Origin of the sequence: Mycobacterium sp. ST-F2 (assembly GCF_001905655.1) — a bacterium.
Classification (GTDB): domain Bacteria; phylum Actinomycetota; class Actinomycetes; order Mycobacteriales; family Mycobacteriaceae; genus Mycobacterium.
Window position 1 is genome coordinate 29372 of record NZ_JMHT01000017.1, and the last position, 25177, is coordinate 54548.

General features: G+C 67.8%; 33 protein-coding genes. 20 read left to right on the plus strand and 13 right to left on the minus strand.

What is annotated here, in order from left to right; genetic code table 11:
• The first annotated feature begins 14 nt into the window (after window positions 1-14).
• A complete protein-coding gene (locus EB75_RS07685) occupies window positions 15-473 on the plus strand; it encodes a GbsR/MarR family transcriptional regulator (protein ID WP_073694845.1) in 459 nt (152 codons plus the stop codon).
• A 19-nt stretch (window positions 474-492) separates the two neighbouring features.
• Here the strand turns inward: EB75_RS07685 and EB75_RS07690 are convergent, their stop codons facing one another.
• Window positions 493-1713 (minus strand): class I SAM-dependent RNA methyltransferase, encoded by a 1221-nt coding sequence (locus tag EB75_RS07690; RefSeq protein WP_073694846.1) that lies wholly within the window; start codon window positions 1711-1713, stop codon window positions 493-495.
• Window positions 1710-3698, minus strand: a complete 1989-nt coding sequence (locus EB75_RS07695) for an APC family permease (protein ID WP_073694933.1) — start codon at window positions 3696-3698, stop codon at window positions 1710-1712. Before EB75_RS07695 ends, EB75_RS07690 begins: the two co-directional genes overlap by 4 nt.
• A 104-nt stretch (window positions 3699-3802) precedes the next feature.
• On the opposite strand from EB75_RS07695, the gene EB75_RS07700 reads away from it, so the two are divergent.
• Both EB75_RS07700 and EB75_RS07705 read left to right on the plus strand, forming a co-directional pair.
• Entirely contained in the window at window positions 3803-4477 is a 675-nt protein-coding gene (locus tag EB75_RS07700; protein ID WP_073694847.1) for a potassium channel family protein, read from the plus strand.
• A 9-nt stretch (window positions 4478-4486) separates the two neighbouring features.
• The gene (locus EB75_RS07705) at window positions 4487-5146 is read left to right on the plus strand and encodes a potassium channel family protein (RefSeq protein ID WP_043393866.1); all 660 of its coding nucleotides are present in this window, start codon (window positions 4487-4489) and stop codon (window positions 5144-5146) included.
• On the opposite strand, the gene EB75_RS07710 is transcribed toward EB75_RS07705, so the two are convergent.
• Both EB75_RS07710 and EB75_RS07715 read right to left on the minus strand, forming a co-directional pair.
• Window positions 5143-5736, minus strand: coding sequence for a DUF3159 domain-containing protein (locus EB75_RS07710; protein WP_083612080.1), 594 nt, complete (start codon window positions 5734-5736; stop codon window positions 5143-5145). The two genes, EB75_RS07705 and EB75_RS07710, sit on opposite strands and share 4 nt — an antisense overlap.
• Before the next feature lie 107 nt (window positions 5737-5843).
• Window positions 5844-6215 carry an OB-fold nucleic acid binding domain-containing protein gene (locus EB75_RS07715; RefSeq protein ID WP_020101829.1) on the minus strand — a complete coding sequence of 124 codons (372 nt, stop codon included), beginning with the start codon at window positions 6213-6215 and terminating at the stop codon, window positions 5844-5846.
• Between the two features lie 185 nt (window positions 6216-6400).
• On the opposite strand from EB75_RS07715, the gene EB75_RS07720 reads away from it, so the two are divergent.
• Entirely contained in the window at window positions 6401-7111 is a 711-nt protein-coding gene (locus EB75_RS07720; RefSeq protein ID WP_073694848.1) for an alpha/beta fold hydrolase, read from the plus strand.
• On the opposite strand, the gene EB75_RS07725 is transcribed toward EB75_RS07720, so the two are convergent.
• Entirely contained in the window at window positions 7098-7871 is a 774-nt protein-coding gene (locus EB75_RS07725; protein WP_073694849.1) for a DUF3710 domain-containing protein, read from the minus strand. The two genes, EB75_RS07720 and EB75_RS07725, sit on opposite strands and share 14 nt — an antisense overlap.
• Window positions 7871-8335: a dUTP diphosphatase gene (gene dut, locus EB75_RS07730; protein WP_073694850.1), complete on the minus strand. Its 465-nt coding sequence runs from the start codon at window positions 8333-8335 to the stop codon at window positions 7871-7873. Before dut ends, EB75_RS07725 begins: the two co-directional genes overlap by 1 nt.
• Window positions 8336-8360: 25 nt before the next feature.
• Between dut and EB75_RS07735 the strand changes: the two genes are divergently transcribed.
• The gene (locus EB75_RS07735) at window positions 8361-8852 is read left to right on the plus strand and encodes a DUF3093 domain-containing protein (RefSeq protein WP_073694935.1); all 492 of its coding nucleotides are present in this window, start codon (window positions 8361-8363) and stop codon (window positions 8850-8852) included.
• An 82-nt stretch (window positions 8853-8934) separates the two neighbouring features.
• On the opposite strand, the gene EB75_RS07740 is transcribed toward EB75_RS07735, so the two are convergent.
• The gene (locus tag EB75_RS07740) at window positions 8935-9237 is read right to left on the minus strand and encodes a DUF4193 domain-containing protein (protein WP_029105318.1); all 303 of its coding nucleotides are present in this window, start codon (window positions 9235-9237) and stop codon (window positions 8935-8937) included.
• A 162-nt stretch (window positions 9238-9399) separates the two neighbouring features.
• On the opposite strand from EB75_RS07740, the gene cei reads away from it, so the two are divergent.
• Entirely contained in the window at window positions 9400-10050 is a 651-nt protein-coding gene (cei, locus tag EB75_RS07745) for an envelope integrity protein Cei (RefSeq protein WP_073694936.1), read from the plus strand.
• On the opposite strand, the gene EB75_RS07750 is transcribed toward cei, so the two are convergent.
• Window positions 10051-10896: an inositol monophosphatase family protein gene (locus EB75_RS07750; protein WP_073694851.1), complete on the minus strand. Its 846-nt coding sequence runs from the start codon at window positions 10894-10896 to the stop codon at window positions 10051-10053.
• A 71-nt stretch (window positions 10897-10967) separates the two neighbouring features.
• On the opposite strand from EB75_RS07750, the gene ppgK reads away from it, so the two are divergent.
• The 10 genes from ppgK (at window position 10968) to EB75_RS07790 (ending at window position 18118) form a co-directional block, all read left to right on the plus strand.
• Window positions 10968-11756 (plus strand): polyphosphate--glucose phosphotransferase, encoded by a 789-nt coding sequence (ppgK, locus tag EB75_RS07755; protein WP_073694937.1) that lies wholly within the window; start codon window positions 10968-10970, stop codon window positions 11754-11756.
• A 174-nt stretch (window positions 11757-11930) separates the two neighbouring features.
• The gene (locus EB75_RS07760) at window positions 11931-13388 is read left to right on the plus strand and encodes an RNA polymerase sigma factor (RefSeq protein WP_073694852.1); all 1458 of its coding nucleotides are present in this window, start codon (window positions 11931-11933) and stop codon (window positions 13386-13388) included.
• A 131-nt stretch (window positions 13389-13519) separates the two neighbouring features.
• Window positions 13520-14434: a tyrosine-type recombinase/integrase gene (locus EB75_RS07765; protein ID WP_073694853.1), complete on the plus strand. Its 915-nt coding sequence runs from the start codon at window positions 13520-13522 to the stop codon at window positions 14432-14434.
• A gap of 284 nt (window positions 14435-14718) precedes the next feature.
• Window positions 14719-15336, plus strand: coding sequence for a phage major capsid family protein (locus EB75_RS07770; protein ID WP_142239481.1), 618 nt, complete (start codon window positions 14719-14721; stop codon window positions 15334-15336).
• 20 nt (window positions 15337-15356) lie between these two features.
• A complete protein-coding gene (locus tag EB75_RS29240; protein ID WP_168176002.1) occupies window positions 15357-15500 on the plus strand; it encodes a hypothetical protein in 144 nt (47 codons plus the stop codon).
• Window positions 15497-15676 carry a hypothetical protein gene (locus tag EB75_RS28735; protein WP_084055141.1) on the plus strand — a complete coding sequence of 60 codons (180 nt, stop codon included), beginning with the start codon at window positions 15497-15499 and terminating at the stop codon, window positions 15674-15676. Before EB75_RS29240 ends, EB75_RS28735 begins: the two co-directional genes overlap by 4 nt.
• Before the next feature lie 523 nt (window positions 15677-16199).
• Complete coding sequence (locus EB75_RS07775; RefSeq protein ID WP_073694855.1) at window positions 16200-16514, plus strand: hypothetical protein; 315 nt, start codon at window positions 16200-16202, stop codon at window positions 16512-16514.
• A gap of 73 nt (window positions 16515-16587) precedes the next feature.
• Complete coding sequence (locus EB75_RS07780) at window positions 16588-17061, plus strand: hypothetical protein (RefSeq protein WP_073694856.1); 474 nt, start codon at window positions 16588-16590, stop codon at window positions 17059-17061.
• 50 nt (window positions 17062-17111) lie between these two features.
• The gene (locus EB75_RS07785; protein ID WP_073694857.1) at window positions 17112-17483 is read left to right on the plus strand and encodes an ArsR/SmtB family transcription factor; all 372 of its coding nucleotides are present in this window, start codon (window positions 17112-17114) and stop codon (window positions 17481-17483) included.
• Window positions 17480-18118 (plus strand): cation diffusion facilitator family transporter, encoded by a 639-nt coding sequence (locus EB75_RS07790; protein ID WP_073694858.1) that lies wholly within the window; start codon window positions 17480-17482, stop codon window positions 18116-18118. Before EB75_RS07785 ends, EB75_RS07790 begins: the two co-directional genes overlap by 4 nt.
• Before the next feature lie 188 nt (window positions 18119-18306).
• On the opposite strand, the gene EB75_RS07795 is transcribed toward EB75_RS07790, so the two are convergent.
• Complete coding sequence (locus EB75_RS07795; RefSeq protein WP_073694859.1) at window positions 18307-18528, minus strand: hypothetical protein; 222 nt, start codon at window positions 18526-18528, stop codon at window positions 18307-18309.
• A gap of 143 nt (window positions 18529-18671) precedes the next feature.
• Here EB75_RS07795 and EB75_RS07800 point away from each other — a divergent pair, with 143 nt between their 5' ends.
• Window positions 18672-19175: a mycothiol transferase gene (locus EB75_RS07800; RefSeq protein ID WP_073694860.1), complete on the plus strand. Its 504-nt coding sequence runs from the start codon at window positions 18672-18674 to the stop codon at window positions 19173-19175.
• 55 nt (window positions 19176-19230) lie between these two features.
• Here the strand turns inward: EB75_RS07800 and EB75_RS07805 are convergent, their stop codons facing one another.
• The 3 genes from EB75_RS07805 to EB75_RS07815 form a co-directional block, all read right to left on the minus strand.
• Window positions 19231-20595: a histidine phosphatase family protein gene (locus EB75_RS07805; RefSeq protein WP_073694861.1), complete on the minus strand. Its 1365-nt coding sequence runs from the start codon at window positions 20593-20595 to the stop codon at window positions 19231-19233.
• 282 nt (window positions 20596-20877) lie between these two features.
• On the minus strand, window positions 20878-22446 hold the full coding sequence (locus EB75_RS07810) for a histidine phosphatase family protein (protein WP_073694862.1): 1569 nt from the start codon (window positions 22444-22446) through the stop codon (window positions 20878-20880).
• A gap of 113 nt (window positions 22447-22559) precedes the next feature.
• On the minus strand, window positions 22560-22943 hold the full coding sequence (locus EB75_RS07815) for a DUF952 domain-containing protein (protein WP_073694863.1): 384 nt from the start codon (window positions 22941-22943) through the stop codon (window positions 22560-22562).
• A 154-nt stretch (window positions 22944-23097) separates the two neighbouring features.
• On the opposite strand from EB75_RS07815, the gene EB75_RS07820 reads away from it, so the two are divergent.
• Both EB75_RS07820 and EB75_RS07825 read left to right on the plus strand, forming a co-directional pair.
• Window positions 23098-23286 carry a DUF7455 domain-containing protein gene (locus EB75_RS07820; protein ID WP_029118279.1) on the plus strand — a complete coding sequence of 63 codons (189 nt, stop codon included), beginning with the start codon at window positions 23098-23100 and terminating at the stop codon, window positions 23284-23286.
• A gap of 63 nt (window positions 23287-23349) precedes the next feature.
• Entirely contained in the window at window positions 23350-24312 is a 963-nt protein-coding gene (locus EB75_RS07825; RefSeq protein WP_073694864.1) for a YihY/virulence factor BrkB family protein, read from the plus strand.
• Between the two features lie 19 nt (window positions 24313-24331).
• Here EB75_RS07825 and EB75_RS07830 read toward each other — a convergent pair whose 3' ends face one another.
• Window positions 24332-24568, minus strand: coding sequence for a DUF3039 domain-containing protein (locus EB75_RS07830; protein WP_029105322.1), 237 nt, complete (start codon window positions 24566-24568; stop codon window positions 24332-24334).
• Window positions 24569-24617: 49 nt separating this feature from the next.
• On the opposite strand from EB75_RS07830, the gene EB75_RS07835 reads away from it, so the two are divergent.
• Entirely contained in the window at window positions 24618-25013 is a 396-nt protein-coding gene (locus EB75_RS07835) for a DUF3099 domain-containing protein (protein ID WP_073694938.1), read from the plus strand.
• Window positions 25014-25177 lie beyond the last annotated feature (164 nt).

Genomic DNA, 25177 nt, shown 5'->3' on the forward strand with positions numbered 1-25177 from the left:
GTGGAGAGGAACCCGTGGCCAGAAGAACCGATCTTCAGGACGTCGCCGAACAGCTCGCCCTCGTGCTGACCGATCTCGGACTGCAGCGGATGACGGCGCGGGTACTGGCGACGTTGCTCTTCACCGAAAGCTCTGCCATGACCATGGCCGAACTCGGCGAGCATCTTCAGGCCAGTTCCGGGGCGATCTCGGGAGCACTCAAGATGCTGACGTCGGTGGGGCTGGCCGAGCGCGCGCCGGTCCCCGGCAGCCGCCGCGATCACTACCGCCTGCGCGACGATGCCTGGGCCGTGCTGTTCACCGGTCAGAACGTCACGATCTCGGCGATGCAGGCGGCGGCCGAGACGGGTATCGCCGCCGCGCCCGCCGACAGCCTGGCGCGGCAACGACTCACCCAGATGCGGGACTTCTACGCGTTCCTGCTCGCCGAAATCCCCGCGCTGCTCGAGCGGTGGCGCCGGCAGTCCGACTGAGGGACACCCGCCGGCCGGGCTACCGGGTCAGCAGCGCCACACACTCGACGTGGTGCGTCAGCGGGAACGAATCGAAGACGCGCAGGTTCGCCACCTCGTATCCGTGCCCGCGGTACAGGCCGATGTCGCGGGCGAAAGAGGCTGCCTCACAACCGATGTGGATCACCCGTGGCACCCCGGCGGCGGCCAGCTGGTCGATGACCTCGTGCCCGGCGCCGGTGCGCGGCGGGTCGAGTACGGCGACGTCGGCCGCGACCCGCTGGGTGCCGAGCGCCCGCCGCACCGAATCCGTCAGCACCTCGACGCAGCCGAGATCTCCGAGCGCCGCCCGGGCCGCGCGCGCCGATCCGCGGGAGGTGTCCACCGTCAGCACCTTGCCGGACTCCCCTACCGAGCCGGCCAACGCGGCCGCGAAAACGCCTGCGCCACCGTATAAATCCCACGCCGTCTGCCCCGCGGACAGCTCGGCCCACTCGGCGACCAGCGCGCTGTAGGTGCCGGCGGCGTCGCGATGGGACTGCCAGAACGCCGTCACCGGAACGCGCCATTCCCGATCGCCGACGCGCTGCACGGCTTCGTACTCGCCCGAGACCACTTCGGTCATGCCGGACTTGCTCTTCTTGCCCCCGCCGCGCGGACCGGACCGCACGACGTGCCGGTTCCCGGCGTCGTCGAGCACGACGTGCAGATGCGCACCGGGCGGTTGCAGCGGCAGGTCGTCGAGCATCCCGGCCGGCACCTGAGCGCACGACAGGTCGGTCACCAGTTCGTCGCTGTGATACCGGTGGAATCCGGCTCGGCCGTCCGCGCCGACCTCGAGCCGCACGCGGGTGCGCCACCCCGTCGCGCCGACGGTGCCGACCTCGGCGGCGACGAGATCACCGGCCTCGTGGCCGCCGAGCCGGGCCAGCTGGTTCGCCACGACCTCGCCCTTGAGCCGCCGGGCCGCGGCCGGATCGACGAAAGACAGGTCGCAACAACCGGATCCCTGCGTCGCGGCGATGGAGCACAACGGCTCCACCCGGTCGGGAGAGGGCTCGAGCACCTCGACAGCGTCGGCGTGCCAGTAGGAGCCACGCTCGGACGTCACCTCGGCCCGCACCACCTCGCCCGGTAACGCGTGCCGAACGAAGATCACGCGGCCCTCGTGGCGCGCCACGCAGCTGCCCCCGTTGGCCGGCGGGCCGACCGTCAGAGTGACCTCTGGGGCGAGCGAAGCGACGGGAGATGAGTGGGTCACTCGATGATGCCCCGTCGGGTGTCGCCGGGCGCGCTACCCGGTGCCATGGTCACCTTCACGCGCTCCGACGAAGTCAGCTGCCACGGAACGGAAGTCACCATCACATTCGGGATGAACAGCAGCCGGCCCTTGAGTCGCAGTGCGCTCTGGTTGTGCAGGATGTGCTCCCACCAGTGGCCCACCACGTACTCCGGGATGAACACCGTCACGACGGTGCGCTTCGATTCGGCCGTGATGCGCTTGACGTAATCGAGGATGGGCCTGGTGATTTCGCGGTACGGCGAGGCGATGACCTTCAGCGGGACCGACACGTCGCTGTCTTCCCACTTGTGCACCAGCTCGCGTGTCTCGGCGTCGTCGACGCTGACGGTGATGGCCTCCAGCACGTCCGGGCGGGTGGCCCTGGCATAGGCCAGCGCCCGCAGCGTCGGCAGGTGCAGGTTGGAGACCAGCACCACGGCGTGATTGCGGCTGGGCAGCACGACGTCCTGGTCGGGCTCTTCCCGCAGTTCCCGCGAGACGCTGTCGTAGTGCTTGTGGATCGCCTTCATCAAGATGAACAGCAGGCTCATCGCCAGGATCGCGATCCAGGCGCCGGCCAGGAACTTCGTCACGATGACCACCAGCAGCACGGCGCCCGTGCAGATGAACCCGATGGTGTTGACGATCCGCGCGCGCTGCATGCGGCGCCGCTCCGAACCCTCGGTCTCGGTGCGCAGCAACCGATTCCAGTGCCGCACCATGCCGATCTGACTGAGCGTGAACGACACGAACACGCCGACGATGTACAGCTGGATCAGCGCGGTGACCTCGGCGTTGAACGCCACCACGAAGGCGATGGCGGCGAACGCGAGGAACAGGATGCCGTTGGAGAACGCCAGCCGGTCACCGCGGGTGTGCAGCTGCCGCGGCAGGTAGCGGTCCTGCGCCAGGATCGAACCCAGCACCGGGAAGCCGTTGAAGGCCGTGTTGGCGGCCAGCACCAGGATCAGCGCCGTCACGCCCGCGATCAGGTACAGCCCCAGCGGGAAGCCGTGGAACACCGCCTCCGCGAGCTGGGTGACGACCGTCTTCTGGTGATAGTCGGCGGGCGCGCCCACCAGCTGGTCCACGCTGTCGGCCATCTTCAGGCCGATCTGCCCGGCCAGCACGATGATGCCCATGAACAACGACACGGCGATGGCGCCGAGCAGCAGCAGCGTGGTTGCGGCGTTGCGCGACTTGGGTTTCTGGAAGGCGGGGACGCCGTTGCTGATCGCTTCGACACCGGTCAGGGCGGCGCAGCCCGACGAGAACGCGCGGGCCACCAGGAACACCATGGCGAAGCCCAGCACGTCGCCGTGCTCGGACTTGATGCTGAAACCGGCCGATTCGGCGCGCAGCGGGTGGCCGAGCACGAAGATCTGGATGAACCCCCAGGCCAACATGATGTACATGCCGATCATGAAGGCGTAGGTGGGGATCGCGAACGCGGTGCCCGACTCGCGGATGCCGCGCAGGTTCAGCGACGCCAGCACCACGATGGCCACCACTGACAGCAGCACCTTGTGTTCGGCGATGAACGGCACGGCCGAGCCGATGTTGGACATCGCCGACGCCGTCGACACCGCGACCGTCAGCACGTAGTCGACCAATAGCGCGCTGGCCACCGTCAGCCCCGCCGTGTGCCCGAGGTTGGTCGTGACCACCTCGTAGTCACCGCCGCCGGACGGATAGGCGTGCACGTTCTGCCGGTAACTGGCGATCACGATGAGCATGACTGCGGCCACAGCGAGCCCAACCCACGGCGCCATCGAATAGGCCGACAAGCCGGCGACCGACAGCACCAGGAAGATTTCCTCCGGCGCGTACGCCACGGAGGACAGCGCATCCGACGCGAACACCGGAAGAGCGATACGTTTGGGCAGCAACGTGTGGGCGAGCTTGTCGCTACGGAAGGGTCGGCCGATGACCAACCGGCGCGTCGCGGTCGAAAGCTTGGACACGAGAGCCAAGGGTAAGCCCCCGAGGCTCGGGTTGTAGCGTTCGGACTGAGCTGAGGCATGAAATTCGCTTCGGGGCCGGTTCCAGGCCCAGAAAGGATCGGCTGGTGCGAGTAGTCGTGATGGGCTGCGGCCGAGTTGGCGCATCGCTGGCAGACGGATTGGCCCGCATCGGCCATGAGGTCGCGGTCATCGACCGGGACAGGACGGCGTTCCACCGGCTGTCGCCCGAATTTCCCGGAGAACGCGTGCTGGGCATGGGTTTTGACCGGGATGTGCTGGAGCGGGCCGGAATCGAAGAAGCCGGCGCGTTCGCCGCCGTGTCCTCCGGTGACAACTCGAACATCATCTCGGCGCGCGTGGCGCGCGAGACCTTCGGCGTGCAGCGCGTCGTGGCACGTATCTACGACGCCAAGCGCGCCGCGGTGTACGAGCGGCTGGGCATTCCCACCATCGCGACGGTGCCGTGGACCACCGACCGCTTGCTGAACCTGCTGACGCGCGAGACCGAGACCACCAAGTGGCGCGATCCGTCGGGCAACGTCGGCGTCACCGAGCTGGCGCTGCACGAGGACTGGGTCGGCTACCGCATCACCGCACTCGAAGGTGCGACGGGCGGCCGGGTCGCGTTCCTCATCCGGTTCGGCAACGGCGTGCTGCCGGACGCCAAGACCGTCATCCAGGCCGGCGACCAGGTGTACATGGCGGCCGTGTCCGGTCGCGTGGCCGAAGCCATCGCCATCGCCTCACTGCCGCCCGGCGACGACGTCGAAAGCCACTAGGGAGCGCACATGAAGGTCGCAATCGCAGGTGCCGGCGCCGTCGGCCGATCCATCGCACGCGAATTGGTCGATCACCACGAGGTGACGCTGCTGGAGCGCAATCCGGACCACATCGACGTCGACGCCGTCCCGGCCGCGCAATGGCGTCTGGGTGACGCCTGCGAGCTGTCGCTGCTCGAGTCGGTCAAGCTGCACGAGTTCGACGTCGTCATCGCCGCCACCGGCGACGACAAGGCCAACGTCGTCGTCAGCCTGCTGGCCAAGACCGAATTCGCGGTCCCCCGCGTGGTGGCCCGGGTCAACGACCCGCGCAACGAGTGGCTGTTCGACGACAGCTGGGGCGTCGACGTCGCGGTGTCCACGCCGCGCATGCTGGCGTCACTGGTCGAGGAAGCCGTCTCGGTGGGCGACCTGGTGCGCCTGATGAGCTTCCGCAAGGGTCAGGCCAACCTGGTCGAGATCACGCTGCCCGACGACACGCCGTGGGGCGGCAAGGCCGTCAAGCGCCTGCAGCTGCCGCGCGACGCCACGCTGGTGACCATCCTGCGCGGCCCGCGCGTGATCGTGCCCGAGTCCGACGAGCCGCTCGAGGGCGGCGACGAGCTGCTGTTCGTCGCGGTCGCCGAGGTCGAGCAGGAGCTGCGCAACCAGGTGCTGAATCCGAGCTAGTCCTCGGTGAGGTGATGTTCGGCATCCCGGACGGCCTTCTGGGCCGTCCGGATGGCCAGGTAGGACGCCAGGGCCGCGACCGCGGTGAGCGGCCAGCCCATGGCGATGCGGGCCACGCCGAGCAGGCCTGTCTGGTCCTGCCCGTAGAGGTGGTTCTGGACCACGAACCGGGCTCCGAACACCAGGACCCACACTCCGGTGGCGATGTCGAACGCCAGCACCGCGCGACGGACGTCACGCCAGGTGCGGTCGCGCCCGGTGACCCAGCTCCAGCCGTACCCGACCAGTGGGCGCCGGATCAGGATCGAGATGGCGAACACCCCGGCATAGATCAACGACGACCAGATGCCAAGGAGGAAATAGCCTTTCGAGGCGCCGACCATCCAGGCGATCAGCGCGCTGATCCCGACCCCGAAGAAGCCGGACACCGCCGGCTGCACCGATTCGCGCCGGAACAACCGCCAGAGCAGGACCAGACCGGCGACACCGAGCGCCGCACAGATCGCGGCGGTCAGCCCGAACAAACTGGAGACCGGGACGAAGACGAGGACCGGCAACGACGAGTAGATCAGGCCGCTGAGGCCACCCATCTGCTCCAGCAGCGCGTGCGCCGTCAGCTTGGCGTCGGCGTCGTCTTGCTGGGCCTCGATCTCGGCTTCAGCCTGCTCGCTGTCCGCGGTCCCCTTGTCGGGGAAAGTCACTTCTGAATCTCGTAATGCGGGTTGTAGATCGCCTTGGCCCCGCTGTCCAAGTTGCCCAGCCGCCCGTGCACCCGCAGGGTCCGCCCGGATTCGATGCCTGGGATGCGCCGCTGACCCAACCAGACCAGCGTGACCGTGTCAGTGCCATCGAACAGCTCGGCTCGCACGCCACCCGAACAGCCCTTGCCGTTGGTCTCGACACACCGCAGTGTGCCGACCATCGTCACTTCCTGTCCGCGCGTGCAGTCCACCGCTCGCATGGCGCCGGTGTTCAGGGCCTCGTCGTTCAGCTCCTGGACATCGCTCTGTTCGAGGTCCTCGGTAAGCCGCCGGGTGAGTCGGCGCAAATAGCCTTCCGCCGTAGCCATGGTCTCTCCTGAGACTTGCTGCGAATCCACCGTGGACCCGCTATCTAACCAACGTCACGCTAGACCTCTTGGTTCCGATTCGCCATTTCGGCGCGGGATATATCTTCGTTATCCCGCTCACTGGACGGCCCACCCGGCGGGACCCCCTTGCGCGCTCCGAATCAGCCGCCGGGCACCATCGAGGGATGACGGCCAACTTGCAAGGGATGACCGCGGTACTCCTGCCCGGCACGGGATCTGACGACGATTACATCCGCCGGGCGTTCGGTGGCGCCCTGCTCGAAGCCGGTGCCGTCGTGGTCGCGCCACGACCTCTGCCAGGCAGTCTGATCAGCGGTTATCTCGAGGCACTCGACGCCGCCGCGCAGCACGGTCCGATCATGGTCGGTGGGGTGTCCCTGGGCGCGGCGGTCGCGACCAACTGGGCGCTCAAGCACCCCGACCAGTGCGTTGCCGTCCTGGCCGCCCTCCCGGCGTGGACCGGCGAATCCGACGGCGCGCCGGCCGCACAGGCCGCCCGCCACTCCGCGCAGCAGTTGCGCGAGATCGGGCTGGACGCGGCCGTCGCCGGCATGCGCGCCGGCAGCCCGGCCTGGCTCGCGGACGAACTGACCCGATCCTGGACGGCGCAGTGGCCGGGCCTGCCGGACGCCATGGAAGAAGCAGCGGGTTATGGCGGGCCGACGCGCGAACAGCTCGCCGATCTGCAGGTGCCGATGGGTGTCGCCGGGGCGGTTGACGACGCCGTGCACCCCGTCGCGGTCGCCGCGGAATGGGCCGTGGCAGCCCCCAGGGCTGCGCTGCGGACCGTCACCCTCGATGCCATGGGCGAACAGCCGACAGTGCTGGGCGACGCCTGCGTCGCCGCGTTGCGGGAGGCCGTCAGCCTCCTGTGATGGTGCCCATCTGCTGGGTCCGCAGCTGCTGCATGGCCGAGCCCTGCTCGCTGCGGCGGGCGTCGGGCTCGACGCTTGGCTGATTGTCGGCACCGCCGACGCCGGGCTGCTGTTGCCCGAACTGCTGCTGCAGCTGCTCGAGCGCCTGCTGCGCCTGCGCCATCTGCTGCTGCGCCATCTGGGCGGCCGCGGCGCGCAGCTGCTCCAGCAGCGGCTCGGACAGCTGCACCGGCAACGGGCTGCGGACCGGCAGCGGGGTGTCACCGCGACGAACCACGGTGTCCGCCAACGAGGTTCGGGCCTCGTCCGCAATCGCGTCGATGGTGTCCTCGGTGCCGACGACGACGCAGCGGATCATCCACCGGTAGCCGTCGGCCCCGATGAAGCGCATCACGACCTGCCCCTGACCGGGCTGCGGCACCGGCAGGCCCACGACCTCGCGGCCCCAGGGTCCGTCTTCGATCCGCGCCTGCGCGTTGTCATTGCGCAGCGACTCCGCCAGCTCGGCGGCGATCTCACGCCACAGGCCACCGGTCTTGGGCGCCGCGTAGGCCGCGATGGAGAACCGGCCGTTGGGCGTCATGATCCAGACGGCGTTCGGCACGCCCTGCTCGTTGACCTCGACGTTGAGCTGCGAACCGTCGGGCACCGGGACGAGCACCCCACCCAGGTCCAGGCGGGCCGCCTCAGCGTCGGCCGGGTCGTCGAAGTCCTCGACGTCGAAGGGGCCGTCTTCTTCGGGGTTGAACTCGAATGCCATCACAAACTCGCATGTCCGCCGGAGGAACCGTGGCCGCCCGCGCCACGTGAGGTGTCAGCCAGCCCGGCCTCGTCGAACGACGTGACCTCGACCAACTCGGGCAGCTCGACCCGCTGCACCAGCAACTGCGCGATCCGGTCACCGCGATGCACGGTGATGGGCTCGCTGGGGTCGAGGTTGATGAGCGCCACCTTGATCTCGCCGCGGTAGCCGGCGTCGACGGTGCCGGGTGCGTTGACGATCGAAAGGCCAACGCGGATGGCCAATCCCGAGCGCGGGTGGATCAGACCGACCATGCCGTACGGAATGGCGACGGCGATTCCCGTCGGTACCAACTCGCGCTGGCCGGGGGCCAGTTCGAAGTCGATTGTGCTGAACAGATCGACGCCGGCATCGCCGTCGTGAGCCCGGGCCGGCATCGGAAGATCCCGGTCCAACCGAACTACCGCCAGAGTGGTGGACACGACCGCACAGACTACCCTTGGCCGCGTGTCAGACACGCGAGCAGTCACCCAAACCGTGCGCTACCGAGAGCGGTTGACGGTGCCTTTGTGGTGGTGGTTACCAGGTTTCGGGCTGGCGGCCCTGATCGCGCTGGAAGTGGTGCAAGGTGTGTCGGGGGTACCGACGTGGGCGCCGTTCGCCGTTCTGCTGCCCGTCGCCGCGGCGACGCTGGTGTGGATGGGGCGCATCGAGCTGCGCGTGGTGAGCAGTGGAACCGGGCCGCATGCCGAGACCGAGCTGTGGGTCGGGCCCGCGCACATCCCGACGAGCGTCATCTCCCGGTCGGCCGAGGTACCGCGCTCGGCGAAGTCGGCGGCACTGGGCCGCCAGCTGGACCCGGCGGCGTACGTCGTGCACCGCGCCTGGGTCGGGCCGCTGATTCTCGTGGTCCTCGACGATCCCGATGACCCGACGCCGTACTGGTTGGTGAGCACCCGTCATCCCGACCGCGTCCTGGCGGCACTGCAGGGCACCTAGCGGTCACGAGACGGCGAATGGCCGGTCCACGCACGCAACTGGTTGCGAGTGCGGACCGGCCATTCGCCGTCTGTGTGAATCCCTAGGCGGCGCAGTCGGTGCAGATCATCACGCCGTTCTTCTCGCTGGCGAGACGACTGCGGTGTTGCACCAGGAAGCAGCTCGAGCAGGTGAACTCATCGGCCTGCTTGGGCACCACTCGGACCGAGAGTTCCTCGCCCGACAGGTCAGCGCCCGGCAACTCGAAGTTCTCGGCCGAATCGGTCTCGTCGACGTCGACGACGGCGGACTGCGCTTCGTTGCGCCGCGCTTTCAGCTCCTCCAGAGAGTCCTCGGAAACCTCGTCAGTCTCAGAACGCCGCGGGGCGTCGTAATCGGTAGCCATGGTCATCCCCTCCGTTACCTTGCAGCAGAGCTTTGTACCAGCGTCGAACGCTTCTACCAAATGATTCGTGCCCAGAAAGCGCGCCGATTATATGTGATTTGCATCACACACGCCAGAGGTGGTTCGTAATCGCGCAGGATGCGGGGCATCTACAGTGCACGTGTGGTCGCACAAATCACCGAGGGCACGGCCTTCGACAAGCACGGTCGGCCGTTCCGGCGGCGCAACTTCGTGCCCGCCGCCGTCCTGTTCGCGGTACTGGCCGTGGCGACGCTGATCGCCTGGCTGGTCGTCGCCAACCAACCTGCCGAGATCCACCAGGCGATCACCTGCAATCCCCCGCCGGCACCGAGCGAGCCGAATCAGCCGAAGCTCGGCGAGGAGGTGTCGCAGTCCTCGATGGTCAACGTGGTGCCGGCCAAGCTCGCCGACACCAAGATCAAGGTGCTCAACGCCAGCGGCCAGGGCGGCCAGGCCAGCGAGGTCGCCGGCGAGCTGCGCGACCTCGGATTCGGCCAGCCGGCGGCCAGCAATGACCCGGTGTACGCCGGCACCCGCATGGAGTGCCAGGGCCAGATCCGGTTCGGGCCGGCCGGCAAGTCCGCTGCTGCCGCGCTGTGGCTCGTCGCACCGTGCACCCAGCTGTTCCAGGACCAGCGGCCCGACGACAGCGTCGACCTGGCGATCGGCACCGAGTTCAACGAGCTCGCCCACAGCGACGACATCGAGGCCATGCTGGCCAGCCTGAAGCCGGACGCGACCCAACCGGCCGACACGTCGCTGCTGCCGAAGATCCACAGCGGGACCTGCTAGCTACCGGTAGCCGATCCGCTCCAACTGCGCCGTCAGCGCCGCGAACACGCCCGGCGCTGCGGCGATGACGAGGTCGTCGGCGTCACCCGAGGGCAGCCGGACCAGCGCGCCCGCCTCCTGCGCGATCAGGGCTGCGGCGGCCCAATCCCACACGTGCACACCGGATTCGAAGTACGCGTCGAGCTGCCCGGCGGCGACCATGCACAGATCCAGGGCGCACGACCCGACCCGCCGGATGTCACGCACCTCGGCCAGCAGCTCGGCCACCGCACCGGCCTGACGGCGCCGTCGTTCCCTCGCGTAGGCGAACCCGGTTGCCACCAGCGCCATCGGGAGTTCGTCGATGACGTTGCAGCGCAAGGCGGTCGCCACGCCGTCGCGGGTCACCACGGCCCCGCCGCCGCGGGCGGCGGAGTACACCTCGCCGGTCGCGGCATTGGCCACGGCGCCGGCCACCGACACGCCGTCGACCTGGACGCCGACGGACACCGCGTAGGCACCCAGCCCGTACATGAAGTTCACCGTGCCGTCGATGGGGTCGAGGACCCACACCGGCACGCCGGCGGGAGCCCGCGTAGCGCCGCCCTCCTCCTCGCCCAGGATCGCGTCATCAGGCCGCAGCTGCGCCAGCCTCTCCCGCAGCAACCGCTCGGTCTCGGTGTCCACCACGGTCACCGGATCGGTGGGACTGCTCTTGGTGCGCACTGCCGCGCCGCCCTGCTGAGCGCCGGCGAAAACCTCGCCGCGCCGCCGACGGACGAACCCGGCGGCCTCTGTCGCCAGCTGCTCGGCAAGCGCTCGCAGCGCAGCAGGTGCGGCGCCACTTTCGGGTTCGCGTGCTGTCATGACACCTATCGCAGCACACGCGGTTAGGGTGTGGATCACGCCCTCTTCCCCACCCCCTTCAAGGAGTGCAGATGACCGAGACGCCCACCGCCGCCGCTGACGGCTCACAGCATCGAGCGCTGGGGATCGACGTCGGCGGCAGCGGCGTCAAAGGCGGCATCGTCGACCTCGACACCGGCCAGCTGATCGGTGAGCGCTTCCGGCTTCCCACCCCGCAACCGGCCACCCCCGAGGCCGTATCGGAAACCGTCGCCGCCGTCGTCCGCGAGTTCGGCTGGACGGGACCGCTCGGCGTGACCTATCCGGGTGTGGTGACCGAGGGCATCGTGCGCACCGCAGCCAACGTCGACAGCAGCTGGATCGGGACCAACGTGCGGGAGATGTTCGCCTCGCGGCTGGACGGCCAGGAGGTGACGGTGCTCAACGACGCGGATGCCGCCGGACTGGCCGAGGAGAAGTTCGGCGCGGGCCGCGACGTCAGCGGCCTGGTCGTGTTGCTGACGTTCGGCACCGGCATCGGTTCGGCGGTGATCTACGACGGTGTCCTGTTGCCCAACACCGAATTCGGGCACATCGAGGTCGGCGGCAAGGAAGCCGAGCACCGCGCGGCGTCGTCGGTCAAGGAACGCAAGGACTGGTCGTACGAGCGGTGGACCGAGGAGGTCACCAAGGTGCTGGTGGCCGTCGAGAACGCCATCTGGCCGGACCTGTTCATCGTCGGCGGCGGCATCAGCAAGAAGGCCGACAAGTGGGTGCCGCTGCTGAAGAACCGCACGCCCGTGGTGGCCGCGACGCTGCAGAACTCGGCCGGCATCGTCGGCGCGGCGATGGCCGCGGACGGCGCTCTGCACCGCCATTAGCGGCCCGCGAACGCTCCGAGCCTGCCGCTGATACGGCTTCTGGGCACTATGTCGTTACAATGGTCAACGGCGGCCGCCTGAACGGATAGCGGTGAAACATCCGATCGAAGATCGACGCCAATATTCGACAGCCGACGCTTTTCGGTGGCGCGTGCCCACGCCACCGATGTACGTATGACCGAAAGGGTGGCCGTGGTAGCGACCAAAGCCAGCGAGACAGCCGACGAGCCGGTGAAGCGCACCACCAAAGCCCCCGCCAAGAAGGCCGCCGCCAAGGCTGCGCCGGCCAAGCGCGCCGCCAAGGCGCCCGCGAAGAAGGCCGCCGCGAAGGCTCCCGCCAAGCGCGCGGCAAAGGCTCCCGCAACCAAGCCCGAAGACGGCGGCGTCGCCGAAGACGTCACCGACGTCGACGACCTCGCTGTCGAACCCGACGAGATCGACGTCGACGACGCCGATCTGGAACTCGACGACGACCTCGAGGCCGACGACGACGTCAGCGATGACGACGACGATGACGACGAGGCCGAAGAGGGCGACGCCGAAGGCGAAGCCAATGTCGAAGGCACCAAGGCCGCTCCGAAGGCCGCCGAAGGCGAAGACTCCGACGACGCCGCGGAGCCGTCCGAGAAGGACAAGGCATCCGGCGACTTCGTCTGGGACGAAGAGGAATCCGAGGCGCTGCGGCAGGCCCGTAAGGATGCAGAGCTCACCGCCTCCGCCGACTCCGTCCGCGCGTACCTCAAGCAGATCGGCAAGGTCGCGCTGCTCAACGCCGAGGAGGAGGTCGAGCTCGCCAAGCGCATCGAAGCCGGCCTGTACGCCACCCAGCTGATGTCGGAGCTGATGGAGAAGGGCGAGAAGCTGCCCGCCGCGCAGCGTCGCGACATGCAGTGGATCTGCCGCGACGGCGACCGCGCCAAGAACCACCTGCTGGAGGCGAACCTGCGTCTGGTGGTGTCGCTCGCCAAGCGCTATACCGGCCGCGGCATGGCGTTCCTGGACCTCATCCAGGAGGGCAACCTCGGTCTGATCCGCGCGGTCGAGAAGTTCGACTACACCAAGGGCTACAAGTTCTCGACGTACGCCACCTGGTGGATCCGTCAGGCCATCACCCGCGCCATGGCCGACCAGGCCCGCACCATCCGTATCCCGGTGCACATGGTCGAGGTCATCAACAAGCTCGGCCGCATCCAGCGCGAGCTGCTGCAGGACCTGGGTCGCGAACCCACGCCCGAAGAGCTGGCCAAGGAAATGGACATCACGCCGGAGAAGGTGCTGGAAATCCAGCAGTACGCGCGTGAGCCCATCTCGCTGGACCAGACCATCGGCGACGAGGGCGACAGCCAGCTCGGTGACTTCATCGAGGACAGCGAGGCCGTGGTGGCCGTCGACGCCGTGTCGTTCACGCTGCTGCAGGATCAGCTGCAGTCGGTGCTGGAGACCCTGTCCGAGCGCGAGGCCGGCGTCGTCCGGCTGCGCTTCGGCCTCACCGACGGCCAGCCGCGCACGCTGGACGAGATCGGCCAGGTCTACGGCGTGACCCGCGAGCGCATCCGCCAGATCGAGTCCAAGACCATGAGCAAGCTGCGCCACCCGTCGCGCTCGCAGGTCCTGCGCGACTACCTGGACTAGGCAACACGCCCGTTTTCGGTGTTTACCAGCGGAAACGTGCTGTTCTCGGCTTAGCACACAGCTGCCAGTTAAGGTATTGGGCATGCCAAGTAGCTGCCCCGTACCTGCCCACAACCGCCCGGCGGTGCCCCATGGCCGCTAAGCGCACTCCCGCACCGCCACTCGACTTGCAGCCGCTGGTGGCCAGCTGGGAGCTGGCGCTGCGCAGCGACCGCAAGAGCCGCGAGACCATCAAGAGCTACCTGGCCGGTGTCAACCAGTTCCTCGCCTGGTGCGCCGCCGAGGGCCAGGTGGCCGAGCTGACTAAGCCCCTGGTGCGCGCCTTCGTGGCGCACCTGCTTGAGCAGGGTGCTGAACCGGCCACGGCACGCGCCCGCCAGCTCTCCCTGCGCCGCTTCTCCGCGTGGCTTGAGGAGGAGGGCGAGATCGACACCGACCCGCTGCTGGGCTTGAAGGCGCCGAAGCTTGACACCAAGGTGACGCAGAGCCTGGACGACGAGCAGGTGCGCGCGCTCCTCAAGGCGTGCGCGGGTAAGGAGCTGCGCGACCGGCGCGACGAGGCGCTGGTCCGGCTGATGGTCGAGACGGGCATGCGGGCCGGTGAGGTGGTGGCGCTGCGCCTCGATGACATCGACTTGGTGCGCGGGGTGGCGATGGTGGTGCGCGGCAAAGGCGGCAAGGGCCGCCTGGTGCCCTTCGGCGCACAGACTGCCCGCGCCATCGACCGCTACATGCGACTGCGCCGTACCCACCTGCGGGCCGACACCGCCGACTTGTGGCTGGGCGAGCGGCAGAAGGGGTTCAGCTACTACGGGCTGCACGCCGCGCTGCGCGACCGCGCCGCCAAGGCGGGCCTGGTGGGCTTCCACCCTCACCTACTACGCCACACCGCCGCCAGCCGCTGGCTGGCCGCCGGTGGCAGCGAGGGCGGGCTGATGGCCGTGGCGGGGTGGAGTACGCGCGACATGATCGACCGCTACACCCGCAGCACCGCTGCAGAGCGCGCGGCTGCGGAGGCCCGCAGCCTGGGCCTGGGCGACCTGTAGGCGCTCAACACGCGGTGTACTCACTGCCAGTTCTAGCAGGGTGCAGCGCGCAAACCCGCAGCTAAACCACGCCCAGCGCGCTTGGCATCGCCTGTGGCGCAACGCTTCTCACGCAGCACCGCCAGCGCCGTGTACTAGCCTGTGCCTGCCAGCACAACTACATACCGCCAACCGCCAAGACCGCGTCATGCGCAACGCCAGCCCACAAGGGGCCGTCAACGACACGGGGCCAGCAGGAAGACCTGCCTGGCCCTTTGTCTTTGGCCAACCCCTAGGAGGGCCAAGTGTCAACCGGCACACCAGAAATGACGCCGCCAGGCGACCCGTTGGAGGCAAAGACCGGGCTACCCGCCGAACAGCGGCGCGCCCGCGCACAGATCGCCGCACACTCGCGCTGGTCTCGCACCACCAACCGGACGGCAGCCACCGCAGCAGCACGAGGCGCGCAGCTGCGCAAGCTCGAAGACCAGGTGGACCCCAAGCGGGAACTGTCGCCTGAGTTGCGCGGCAAGCTGGTGGAGAACGCCCGCCGGGCGCAGATGATCAGCATGGCCTACGTGATGCACCCGACCGATGCGGAGACCATCGACCTCACGCGGTGGGGTGCCAGCGGTGGGCTGCTGGTGCCCGGCGGCTACGGCAGCAGCGGCGAGTCGGCCAGCACGAACATCTTCGGCGGGCCTGAGATCCAGCGCGTCATCAGCCCCAGCGTGCCGCAGGGCACCGCGCTGCTGGCCGACTGGTCCACCATCCGGCTGTACGTGCGGGAGCAGATCAACGTGCTGCTCGACATCAGCGGCGAGCTGTTCAAGTCCAACCAGTTCATCGCCCGTGGTGAGGGCCGGTTCGGCATCGGGGTGCTGCGGCCCAGCGCCATCGCGGATATCGACCTCACGCCGTAATGCCCGGCACCGACGACGGCGTGACTGCCGTGAAGGACGGCGGGCAGTGGCGGTGGTGCTGGCGTGCACCGTGGGCCAGCACCACCACCAGCCCCGACACGTACGCCACCAAGCGGGCCGCGCTAGCTGCTGGCCGCGCGTGGCTGGCTGAGCAGGGCCAGTGAACGTGTGGGACGAGGACGACGGCGGCGAGTGGCTCGAAGTGGGCGAGTGCGCCAAGCGCATGGGCTGCACACCCGAGCGGGTGCTGGACCTGGTGCGCCGCCGTGCCCTGCGCACCCGCCACGCCTACGGCGTCACCCTGGTGCAGCCCGCCATCCTGGGCGGTGCCGTGGGGTAGAGCTTGCCGCCGCACGCCTCCTCGTCAGTCGTTGCGCGGCGGCAACGGGTGCGGTGCGGGAGCACACCGCCATGTGCCCGCACCGCACCCACCTTGGACAGCTGTGCTGCGCGGCCAGCCTGGCGCGTGACCAGACGATGGCCCCTAGCGCGCCGAGCCCCACCGGGCCGCGCAGCACAGCCCAAGCAACCACACCAGCCCACCCCCAAACGAGCCGCAGCGTTGACCACAGCGACCGCCCGAGCCGCCACCACAGCGCCGCCAGAGGGGTAAGGGGGGTTCAAAGTTCCCAGCCTCGCCAGCACCCGATCTGCCCGGATCGGGTTTTCTACCCCCGGCGCAAAGTGAACGCACGAATGGGCGCTGCGGCACGGCGCCAGGGTCGCGCTGGCGGGCCTAGATCGGCCCTGATCTGCGGGAATCGTCCCCGCAACGGCATCACTCGCGGCGGGTAGGCGTTCACCGCCAAAGTGAACACCGGGCGCCTGGCCGCGCCGGGGTGTGTACCAGGAAAGGGTGCCCTATGCCGAGGCTCTACGACGACGCGGCGCGGGCGAAGCGTGATGCCCAGCTGCTGCAGCTGTACCTGGCGGGCCACAGCTACCGCGCCATCGCGGCGCAGCCCGGCCTGGGCCTCTCCCTGCGCGGTGTCGTCAAGGCGGTGCGGCGCCAGCTGGCCGGGCTCGACCCGGCCACCGCATCGGCTGCCTTCGGCGCGGCCTACCGGCGGGCGTGCGCGGGTGACCCGCTGGGCGCAAAGGCGCAGCGCCGCCTGCTAAGCGCGCTGGGCAGCTGCGGCGTGGCGCCACCCATCCCAGCCGCTGACGGGGCATCATGATTGCTGGCGGTGTAGCGCCAGGCTGAACCGCGCGCCCACAACGGGCGGTACCCCCGCGATGAGAGTTAGCCAGATGCCGAAACGCAGCCCCTGGGCGAGCTACCACAAGCGCCAGCGGCAGATCGACTCCAAGGTGTTCGACATCGTGCTGTCCGCAAGCCACCCGTGCACCTGCGGCCACGTGCAGGGCTTCCACTGGAACACCGACGACGGCGAGAACCTGGGCAAGTGCGCCGACGCCGAGTGCCCGTGCGAGGCGTTCGATGAGGACACGTTCGCGGCGGCGCAGCTGGCCGCCGGGGTATTGCCCACCGTTGCCGCTGAGCAGGACGAGGCCGCCGACGACGACGCGCTGGCGCGGGCCATGCGCGAGCATGAGCAGCGCGAAGTCAGGGCCGACCAGACGTGGGACGACACGTGGGACCACGCGGTGCACGCCAAGCGGCCCAACCCCATCGGCAAGCCCCGGCGGGAGACGCTGGACGACCCCGACGCCATGGAGGCGCTGCGCCAGCTGGGCGGCAGCCCCGAGGATCTGACCGGCTGAGAGCACGCGGCGGGCTTTCTAGAATCGTTTTCTCCGGATATCATCGCCGGATGACGATTGATCGAGTGTCTGACGCCGAGCCATCGTGTAGCGCCTCGGGCTTTGACGCGGCAGCTGCCTTATTTCACAGCCTTTCGGACCGCGCCCGGCTGGCCATCGTGCGCCGCCTGGCACGTGGAGAAGCTCGCGTGGCGGACCTGAACGTCGAACTGGGCCTCGCCCAGTCGACGGTCTCCGCGCACGTAGCGTGCCTACGCGACTGCGGACTGGTGACGGGCCGCCCAGAGGGCAGGCAGGTGTTCTACTCCCTAACCCGACCGGAATTGCTCGACCTCCTGGCCTCGGCCGAAACTCTGCTCGCCGCAACCGGCAACGCCGTGGCGTTGTGCCCCAACTACGGAACAGGAACCACCGCCAAATGACCACTGAGGCCCTTCCCGCAGCTGAGGTTGAGCGGCTTACCCGCCGGGGCCTGCGGCTTGCGCAGTTCACCGTGGGCTACAACGTCATCGAGGGCGCCGTAGCCATCACTGCCGGACTACTTGCGGGGCTGGTATCGGTGGTGGGCTTCGGCATCGACTCAGGCATCGAGTCAATCGCCGCCGTGCTGGTGGGCATCCGGCTGGCCGCCCGGCTGCGCCACGGGCATGCCGACGAGCGCAAGGAGCGCCTGGCGCTCAAGCTGGTGGCCTCCACCTTCTTCCTGCTGGCCGCATACGTGACCATCGAGGGCATCCGCAGCCTGGTCAACGGCGAGCAACCCGAGCGGTCATTGGTCAGCATTGGCCTGCTGGTCGCGTCGATCATCGTCATGCCCATCTTGGCGGCGGCCAAGAAAAAGGTGGGCGACCAGCTGCAGGACAACCTAATCCTCGCGGATGCTGCCGAGACGAGAATATGTGTGCTGCTTAGCATTTCGACACTTCTAGGCGTTGGCCTGTTCGAACTTACCGGCGCCGCCTGGCTCGACCCGGTGGCCGGGTTTGTCATAGCCGCCTTCGCGATTCACGAGGGCCGCGAGGCCTGGGCTGGCGAGCTGGTGTGCGATGACGACTGAGGTTGACGAGGCGCTGGGGCTAGTCCAGGGTATTAGCGTGCACACCGCTCCCCCGCCACCCCTGTTTTCCCAGCCCAAGCACACGGCCCAGTGGGCGCTAGTGCGCGATTACCTGGACTAGTCCCCCGGCTCAACGAGAACTGCCCCGAAACCCGGTTTCGGGGCAGTTCTGGTTTGCGCTCAATGGCTCAGCATGGGACGCAGCGTTCCCCGTTCCAGATCCAGCCCGCGCCGCAGCCGTGGTCGCCGGTTTCGCCGCGACAGTTCATCGGTTGCGCGGCGACCGTCGGCTGTGGACTGAACGTCGTTGTATCAGTTGAGCTTTGCGCCGCCTGCGCGATGGATGCTGGGCCGACGGGCGCGACCAGCAGCGCCGCAGCGGCGAGAGCCAGAACAGTTTTGGTGTGCATGAATGCCTCCGGCGTCGGGTCACGAGTTGGATTCGAACCGTCAAATTTTACGCCTGCGTCAGATTTATCACCAGATGCCGGACTCCCCCCGCCACCCGAAAACCCGAGGCGGGAAAAGCTCTGTGTGTGAAAGGCTTTCGCGTATGCCAACCTCGGAACATCCACTGGGCCAAGCACTCCTCGACGTCTCGGCTGAATGTTTCGCCGCAATGGCCGACATCCTCACCGTGCTCGGTGACGACCTCGCCAACCGGCAGCCCGACCTGCCCGGCGCCAACAGCTGCTATGCGATCGTCAACCACTGCATCGGCGTCGTCGACTACTGGGCCGGATCTTTCATTGCCGGACAACGGATCCCACGCGACCGCGACAGCGAGTTCACCGCGACCGGCCGAGTCGACGAGCTGCTGGACCGGCTGACGGCCCTGCAGCAGCGCTTCCCGGGCTGGGTCGAGATTGCGGTCACCGAGGGCATCCGGGACCGCGATCTGGCCGACGGGGTGCGCGGCGGCACCACGCGCGCCGCGGTGCTGGCCACCGCCAGCCCGGAGTGGACGCTGCTGCACATCCTGCACGACATCGCGCAGCACGTCGGGCACCTGGAAATCACCAGAGACCTGCTGCTCGCCGGCCAAGCGCAGAGCTGACACCAATCGGCCCCCTCCTCCGAGGAGAAGGGGGCCGATCCGTTTCGCGGAACCGTCAGTCGGTGCTGCCTGCGCCGACGTTGGCGTTGGCCTTGGCAGCTTCAGCCTTGGCAGCAGCCTCGGCCTTCTTCGCCTCAGCCGCAGCCTTCTTGGCCTCAGCCTTGGCCTTGGCCTTGGCAGCAGCCTTCTTCTCCTCGGCCCGAGCCTTCGCAGCAGCTTTCTTGGCGGCAGCGGCAGCCTTCTTCTCATCGGCCTTGGTGGTGTCAGCGCCAGCGGTGGAGTCATCGGCCTTGACCTTGTTGTCCGAAGCCGGAGCATCGCCAGCCTTGGCCGGCGAGTCGCCCGCCGCAGCCGCGGCCGCAGCCTTGGCAGCGACCGGAGCCGGAGCCGAGAACCCGGCCGGAGACACTGCCGCACCCGAGTGCGGAGCAGGGGTCTCGGTGCCGGCCGCAGGAGCCGGCGGGTTCAGCTTCTTCTGCAGGTTCTCGACAGCAGTGGTGACGCCGCCGATGACCTGAGCGTTGATGGCGCGCGCGAACTTGGCCGTCGAGAACAGCGCATCGGCCGCGCCGTGGTTGATCGCGGTCAGGATCTTGCCCACGTCACCGGTCTTGAACGCCGAGGCGACGTCCTGCACCACGCCTCCGAGCTGACGAGACAGCGTGCGGACCTGGGTCAGCACCTGCTCGATCGGGCCCTTCTGCATACCGGCGATCTCGACACCGTTCCAGTTCACCAGGTTCCAGCCGTCCTCGGGGTTGCCCTCGACGACGACGTAGTTGGTGTTGGACAACGGGTGCTGGGTGAACAGCATGATCTTCTGCTCGGGACTCAGATTCTTCGCGTTCATCATCGTCCAGATCATGATGGTGCCGCCGTGCGAGAACACCGCAGCGTTGCGATCGCCGTTGTCGTAGATCGTCTGCAGGGCGCCGTTGACCCGGTCCTCGAACTGGTGGCCGTTCAGCCCCGTGGTGCTACCGGGTGCGCTGGGGATGAACGCGTCCAGGTTCGGCGTGATCGGGTTGAAGCTGACGGTCGGAGGCGGCGTCACCATCAGACCCGCCCAGGCCAGCGGTGCCGTCAGGTAGCCGAAGAGCGCTGCCCGTTCGGGCGTGCCTTCGTACATGCCGGCTTCGATCTCCTGGATGCCCGGCAACACTGTGATCGGCAGGCCCAGATACTGCGACATGGGCACAGCGGTCTGCTGGGTCCGGATCATCGTCGAGGCGTAGATGGCGTCGTAGTTGTTGTCGCCGAGCTTCGCCGCGATGTCCTTGGCCTGCTGCTGACCGAGGTCGGTCAGCGTCGGGCCCGGTGTCGACGTGTCGCCGAGCCCCGACAGGTTGCCGTACGACTGACCGTGCCGAATGAACGTGATCGTCATGTTCTCGGCCGCCCATGCCGGCAGCGCCGACATGACCAGTAGGGCGCCGGCCGTCAGCGCGACACCCAGCCCCTTCAGTCCCCGCGCGCGACGACGATGTCCCGCGCCCTCTGAATTCGTGTGGTTAATGATGTCCTCACTGTTCGACGGGAAGATATTTACCCGCGCGACAGTGCCAGCTCTGTAACGGTGATACAGACCACAATCCCGGCCAGCGGACAGCTTTGTCACAGTTCGGCGGCGCGGGCGCCGACGCGGATCGGCCCCCTCCTCCGGAGAGAAGGGGGCCGATCCGTTACTACCCGAGACGAACTGTCAGTCGGTGCTTCCAGCGCCGGCGTTGGCGTTGGCCTTGGCAGCTTCAGCCTTGGCAGCAGCCTCGGCCTTCTTGGCCTCGGCCGCAGCCTTCTTGGCGTCGGCCCTGGCCTTGGCGGCAGCCTTCTTCTCCTCGGCCTTGGCCTTGGCAGCGGCCTTCTTGGCCTCAGCCGCAGCCTTCTTCTCGTCGGCCTTGGTCTTGGCAGCGTCAGCCTTGGCCTGGCCTTCGGCCTTGGCGGCGTCGGCGTCAGCCTTGGCCTCATCAGCCTTGGCCAGCCCATCGGCCTTGGCGGCATCAGCGTCAGCCTTGGCCTCGTCGGCCTTGTTGTCCGAGGCCGGAGCGCCAGCAGCCTTTGCCGGCGAGTCGCCGGCCGCAGCCGCATCAGCAGCCTTCGCCGCAACCGGAGCCGAGAAGGCAGCCGGCGAGACCGCCGCACCCGAGGCCGGGGCGGGGGTCGTGGCACCAGCCGGAGCCGGCGGGTTCAGGCGCTCCTTCAGGTTGTCGATGGCGCCGGTGACGCCATTGATGACCTGAGCGTTGATGGCACGGACGAACTTGGTCGTCGAGAACAGCGCATCCGCAGCGCCGCGGTTGATCGCGGTCAGGATCTGACCGACATCACCGGTACGGAACGCCGCCGCGACATCCTGCACCACCGAGCCGAGCTGACGGGTCAGCGTGCGGACCTGGGTCAGCACCTGCTCGATCGGGCCCTTCTGCATACCGGCGATCTCGACACCGTTCCAGTTCACCAGGTTCCAGCCGTCCTCGGGGTTGCCCTCGACGACGACGTAGTTGGTGTTGCTCAGCGGATGCTGGGCGAACAGCATGATCTTCTGCTCGGGCGTGATGTTCTTGGCGTTCATCAGCGTCCAGAACATGATGGTGCCACCGTGCGAGAACACCGCAGCGTTGCGGTCGCCGTTGTCATAGATCTGCTGCAGCGCACCGTCGACCCGAGCATCGAAGTCGTTGCCGTTGATGCTGATCGGTTGAGCCGCCCCACCCGGGATGGTCCGCGAGGGATCGGTGTAGTTCGGGTTGGCCGGATCGAGGTAGCCGAAGCTGACGGCGTGGGTCACGGGATCCACGTTGATCTTCAGACCCGACCACGCCAGCGGGTACGAGATGTAACCGAGACCGGCAGCGCCGCGCTCCTGGCCGTTCTCGAACATGCCCGCTTCGATCTCCTGCAGGCCCGGCAACACCTGGATGGGCAGACCCAGGTACTGCGACATCGGCGCAGCTGTCAGCTGCGTCCGAACCATCGTCGAGGCGTAGATGGCGTCGTAGTTGTTGTCACCGAGAACACCGACGATGTCCTTGGCCTGCTGCGTCCCGGCTTCGGTCAGCACCGGGCCCGGAACCTGCGTGTCGATCCGGTTCTCAGCGTTCGCGGTCGACTGCGCGTGCCGAATGAACGTGATGGTCATGTTCTCGGCCGCCCATGCCGGCAGCGCCGACATGACCAGAAGGGCACCGGCCGTCAGCGCGACACCGAGTCCCTTCAGTTTTCCTGCGCGACGGCGCTTGCCGGTCGCGGCTTCAGCATTTGTGTGGTTGATCATGTCCTCACCGTCTCGGGGGTATTTACGCGCGAGATCGTGCCAACTCAATGGCAGTGATTCAGGCCACATTCCCAGTGAGTGGACAGATTTCTAAGAGTGTCGTTCATTTGCCGTTAACCAAGGCCACCGGTATCAAAATTTGCTGGTAGGACGGCGAAAACACCCTCGGTATCGGGTCGGTAGGGCATGGTCCGGGCCACCGCCGCGACGGGGAGCGGCCCGTACAGATGCGGGAAGAGCATCGACTCCGGATCCGTCGGCACCCCTGGCTCCCAGCGAATCGGCGACCCCAGCAACGCCGGATCACACACCAGCAGCACCAGGTCGGACCGACCGCGGTAGAGCCGGTTGGCCGGGAGATGGACCTGCCCAGGAGCCGACAGATGCACGAACCCGACCTCGTCGAGCGACGGCGGCCGGAGCGCGCCGTCGAACTGAGCACGCGCCCAATCCGTTTCACTACACAGATGGACGAGGACCGTGGGCGTCGGGATCATCCGGTCAGCCTGCCGCGCCCGCAACTTCAGCGATAGGTGAGACACGACACACCCGTGAACGCCCGGGGAACAACGCTGGAATCCAAATCGTCTGAGAGAGTAGAGATGTGTAACCGGCAAAGCGCCCAGGCGGCGACGAGCAGAAGGAGGAGCCATGAACGCAACTCTGACCGGCCCGACACTGACACGGGCCGACCGCTGTGACCGGTGCGGCGCTGCCGCCCGCGTTCGCGCTACCCTGCCGTCCGGCATGGAGCTCCTGTTCTGCCAACACCACGCCAACGAGCATGAATCCAAGCTGGTTGAATTGGCCGCTGTGCTGGTGGTGAGCAGCGAGGACTGAGTGACCCGCCGGTCGCTTCAAATACGGTCCTGATGGGGTCTCTTCGGTAATGCTGGTCTGGTCATGAACGACCAGACGCCTCCGATCAAGCCGACACGGCATCACGTGTTGCGCATCATGCGACGCGCGTTGGCCAAAAGCTGGGACGATTCGATCTTTGCTGAATCGGCTCAGGCGGCGTTCTGGTCGGCGCTGTCCCTACCGCCCTTGCTGTTGGGCATGTTGGGCAGCTTGGCGTACGTGGCTCCGTTGTTCGGCCCCGAGACGCTGCCGATGATCCAGGAACAGTTGATCGGGACGGCGAAGAACTTCTTCTCGCCGAACGTGATCAACGAGATCATCCAGCCGACCGTCCGTGACATCGCGGTCGGTGCCCGCGGCGAGGTGGTGTCCCTCGGGTTCGTCATCTCGCTGTGGGCAGGCTCGTCGGCGATCTCGGCGTTCGTCGACGCGGTCGTCGAGGCCCATGACCAGACGCCTCTGCGCCATCCGGTGCGGCAGCGCTTCTACGCCCTGGGGCTGTATCTGGTGATGCTGCTGTTCATGATCGCGACCGCTCCGGTGGCCGCCATCGGACCGATGAAGATCGCCCAGCACATCCCCCAGACCTGGTCCAACGCGATGAAATACGGGTACTGGCCAGTGCTGTTGCTCGGCATCGTGCTGGCGGTGACGGTGCTGTACCGGGTATCGCTGCCCAAGCCGTTGCCGACCCATCGGCTGCTGCTCGGCGCCGTGCTGGCCACCGTGGTCTTCGTGGTGGCGACGGTGGGGTTGCGGTTCTATCTGACCTGGATCACCGAGACCGGCTATACCTACGGCGCGCTGGCGACGCCCATCGCCTTCCTGCTGTTCGCGTTCGCGCTCGGCTTCGCGATCATGCTGGGCGCCGAACTCAACGCCGCCATCGAGGAGGAATGGCCGGCGCCGGACACCCATGCCCGGCGCCTGCGCGAATGGCTCGAGGAGAAGGCCGACAACCTCACCAGCGACCAACCGACCGAGCGGGCCGAGCCGCCGGTCTGAGCGCCTTGAGTCGCTGGGGCTACTTCTTCATCTGTTCGTAGATGCGCTTGCAGTCGGGGCACACCGGCGAGCCGGGCTTGGGCGACTTGGTCACCGGGAACACCTCGCCGCACAGCGCGACGACATGAGTACCCATGACGGCACTCTCAGCGATCTTGTCTTTCTTGACGTAGTGGAAGTGCTTAGGTCGGTCGTCGTCCGTACCGTCGTCGACCTGTTCATCGGAATCGGTGCGTTCGAGGGTGTCGGTCTGCATGCACTCATTGTGCACTCCACCCGAACCGGTCGCGGCAGCACTGAGCCAGATGTGGGACAGTAGAAGAATGAAACAAGGCCAAGAGCTGAGTTTCGACGACGACGGTCGGCCGGTCCTCATCACTCGCGCAGCACCCGCCTACGAGGAGCAGCACCGCGCACGCGTCCGCCGCTACCTGACCATCATGTCTTTCCGGGTGCCGGCGCTGTTGCTGGCAGCACTGGCGTACAGCATCTGGCACAACGGCCTGATCTCGCTGGCCATCCTCATCGCGTCCATACCGCTGCCGTGGATCGCGGTGCTCATCGCCAACGACCGGCCACCGCGGACCGCGGAGGAACCGCGCCGCTACGACGCCGCCCGGCGGGCACCCATGGTGCCGGCCGCGGAGCACCCAGCCATCGAGGAACGGCACCCGGTCATCGACGGCGACGTCGAGCCCTGACGGTCTGACAGACCGCCCCGGCCGACCCTGAGTTTCATTCTTTCTCCTTTCTAAGGACATTCTCAGGTCGACGCGAGAAAACCGCAGGTCAGAGGCCATGAGCGGAGAGCGCCTCGGGAACTTCTCCTGCCGCTCGGGCGTTGAAGCCAGTGACAGTTCGAGCT

What these genes read in the sequence shown, in the direction of transcription:
- EB75_RS07715 (WP_020101829.1), bottom strand. Translation starts at nt 6,215, where the DNA reads ATGGCTACGGCGGAAGGCTATTTGCGCCGACTCACCCGGCGGCTTACC.
- EB75_RS07815 (WP_073694863.1), bottom strand. Translation starts at nt 22,943, where the DNA reads ATGATCCCGACGCCCACGGTCCTCGTCCATCTGTGTAGTGAAACGGAT.
- EB75_RS07725 (WP_073694849.1), bottom strand. Translation starts at nt 7,871, where the DNA reads ATGGCATTCGAGTTCAACCCCGAAGAAGACGGCCCCTTCGACGTCGAG.
- EB75_RS07795 (WP_073694859.1), bottom strand. Translation starts at nt 18,528, where the DNA reads ATGCACACCAAAACTGTTCTGGCTCTCGCCGCTGCGGCGCTGCTGGTC.
- EB75_RS07705 (WP_043393866.1), top strand. Translation starts at nt 4,487, where the DNA reads ATGAAGGTCGCAATCGCAGGTGCCGGCGCCGTCGGCCGATCCATCGCA.
- EB75_RS07740 (WP_029105318.1), bottom strand. Translation starts at nt 9,237, where the DNA reads ATGGCTACCGATTACGACGCCCCGCGGCGTTCTGAGACTGACGAGGTT.
- EB75_RS07710 (WP_083612080.1), bottom strand. Translation starts at nt 5,736, where the DNA reads ATGGGTGGCCTCAGCGGCCTGATCTACTCGTCGTTGCCGGTCCTCGTC.
- EB75_RS07835 (WP_073694938.1), top strand. Translation starts at nt 24,618, where the DNA reads ATGTGGGACAGTAGAAGAATGAAACAAGGCCAAGAGCTGAGTTTCGAC.
- EB75_RS07825 (WP_073694864.1), top strand. Translation starts at nt 23,350, where the DNA reads ATGAACGACCAGACGCCTCCGATCAAGCCGACACGGCATCACGTGTTG.
- EB75_RS07805 (WP_073694861.1), bottom strand. Translation starts at nt 20,595, where the DNA reads ATGTCGGCGCTGCCGGCATGGGCGGCCGAGAACATGACGATCACGTTC.
- EB75_RS07820 (WP_029118279.1), top strand. Translation starts at nt 23,098, where the DNA reads ATGAACGCAACTCTGACCGGCCCGACACTGACACGGGCCGACCGCTGT.
- EB75_RS07750 (WP_073694851.1), bottom strand. Translation starts at nt 10,896, where the DNA reads ATGACAGCACGCGAACCCGAAAGTGGCGCCGCACCTGCTGCGCTGCGA.
- EB75_RS07810 (WP_073694862.1), bottom strand. Translation starts at nt 22,446, where the DNA reads ATGATCAACCACACAAATGCTGAAGCCGCGACCGGCAAGCGCCGTCGC.
- ppgK (WP_073694937.1), top strand. Translation starts at nt 10,968, where the DNA reads ATGACCGAGACGCCCACCGCCGCCGCTGACGGCTCACAGCATCGAGCG.
- EB75_RS07775 (WP_073694855.1), top strand. Translation starts at nt 16,200, where the DNA reads ATGCCGAGGCTCTACGACGACGCGGCGCGGGCGAAGCGTGATGCCCAG.
- EB75_RS07720 (WP_073694848.1), top strand. Translation starts at nt 6,401, where the DNA reads ATGACGGCCAACTTGCAAGGGATGACCGCGGTACTCCTGCCCGGCACG.
- EB75_RS07780 (WP_073694856.1), top strand. Translation starts at nt 16,588, where the DNA reads ATGCCGAAACGCAGCCCCTGGGCGAGCTACCACAAGCGCCAGCGGCAG.
- EB75_RS07800 (WP_073694860.1), top strand. Translation starts at nt 18,672, where the DNA reads ATGCCAACCTCGGAACATCCACTGGGCCAAGCACTCCTCGACGTCTCG.
- EB75_RS07760 (WP_073694852.1), top strand. Translation starts at nt 11,931, where the DNA reads ATGACCGAAAGGGTGGCCGTGGTAGCGACCAAAGCCAGCGAGACAGCC.
- EB75_RS07765 (WP_073694853.1), top strand. Translation starts at nt 13,520, where the DNA reads ATGGCCGCTAAGCGCACTCCCGCACCGCCACTCGACTTGCAGCCGCTG.
- EB75_RS07830 (WP_029105322.1), bottom strand. Translation starts at nt 24,568, where the DNA reads ATGCAGACCGACACCCTCGAACGCACCGATTCCGATGAACAGGTCGAC.
- EB75_RS07790 (WP_073694858.1), top strand. Translation starts at nt 17,480, where the DNA reads ATGACCACTGAGGCCCTTCCCGCAGCTGAGGTTGAGCGGCTTACCCGC.
- EB75_RS07785 (WP_073694857.1), top strand. Translation starts at nt 17,112, where the DNA reads ATGACGATTGATCGAGTGTCTGACGCCGAGCCATCGTGTAGCGCCTCG.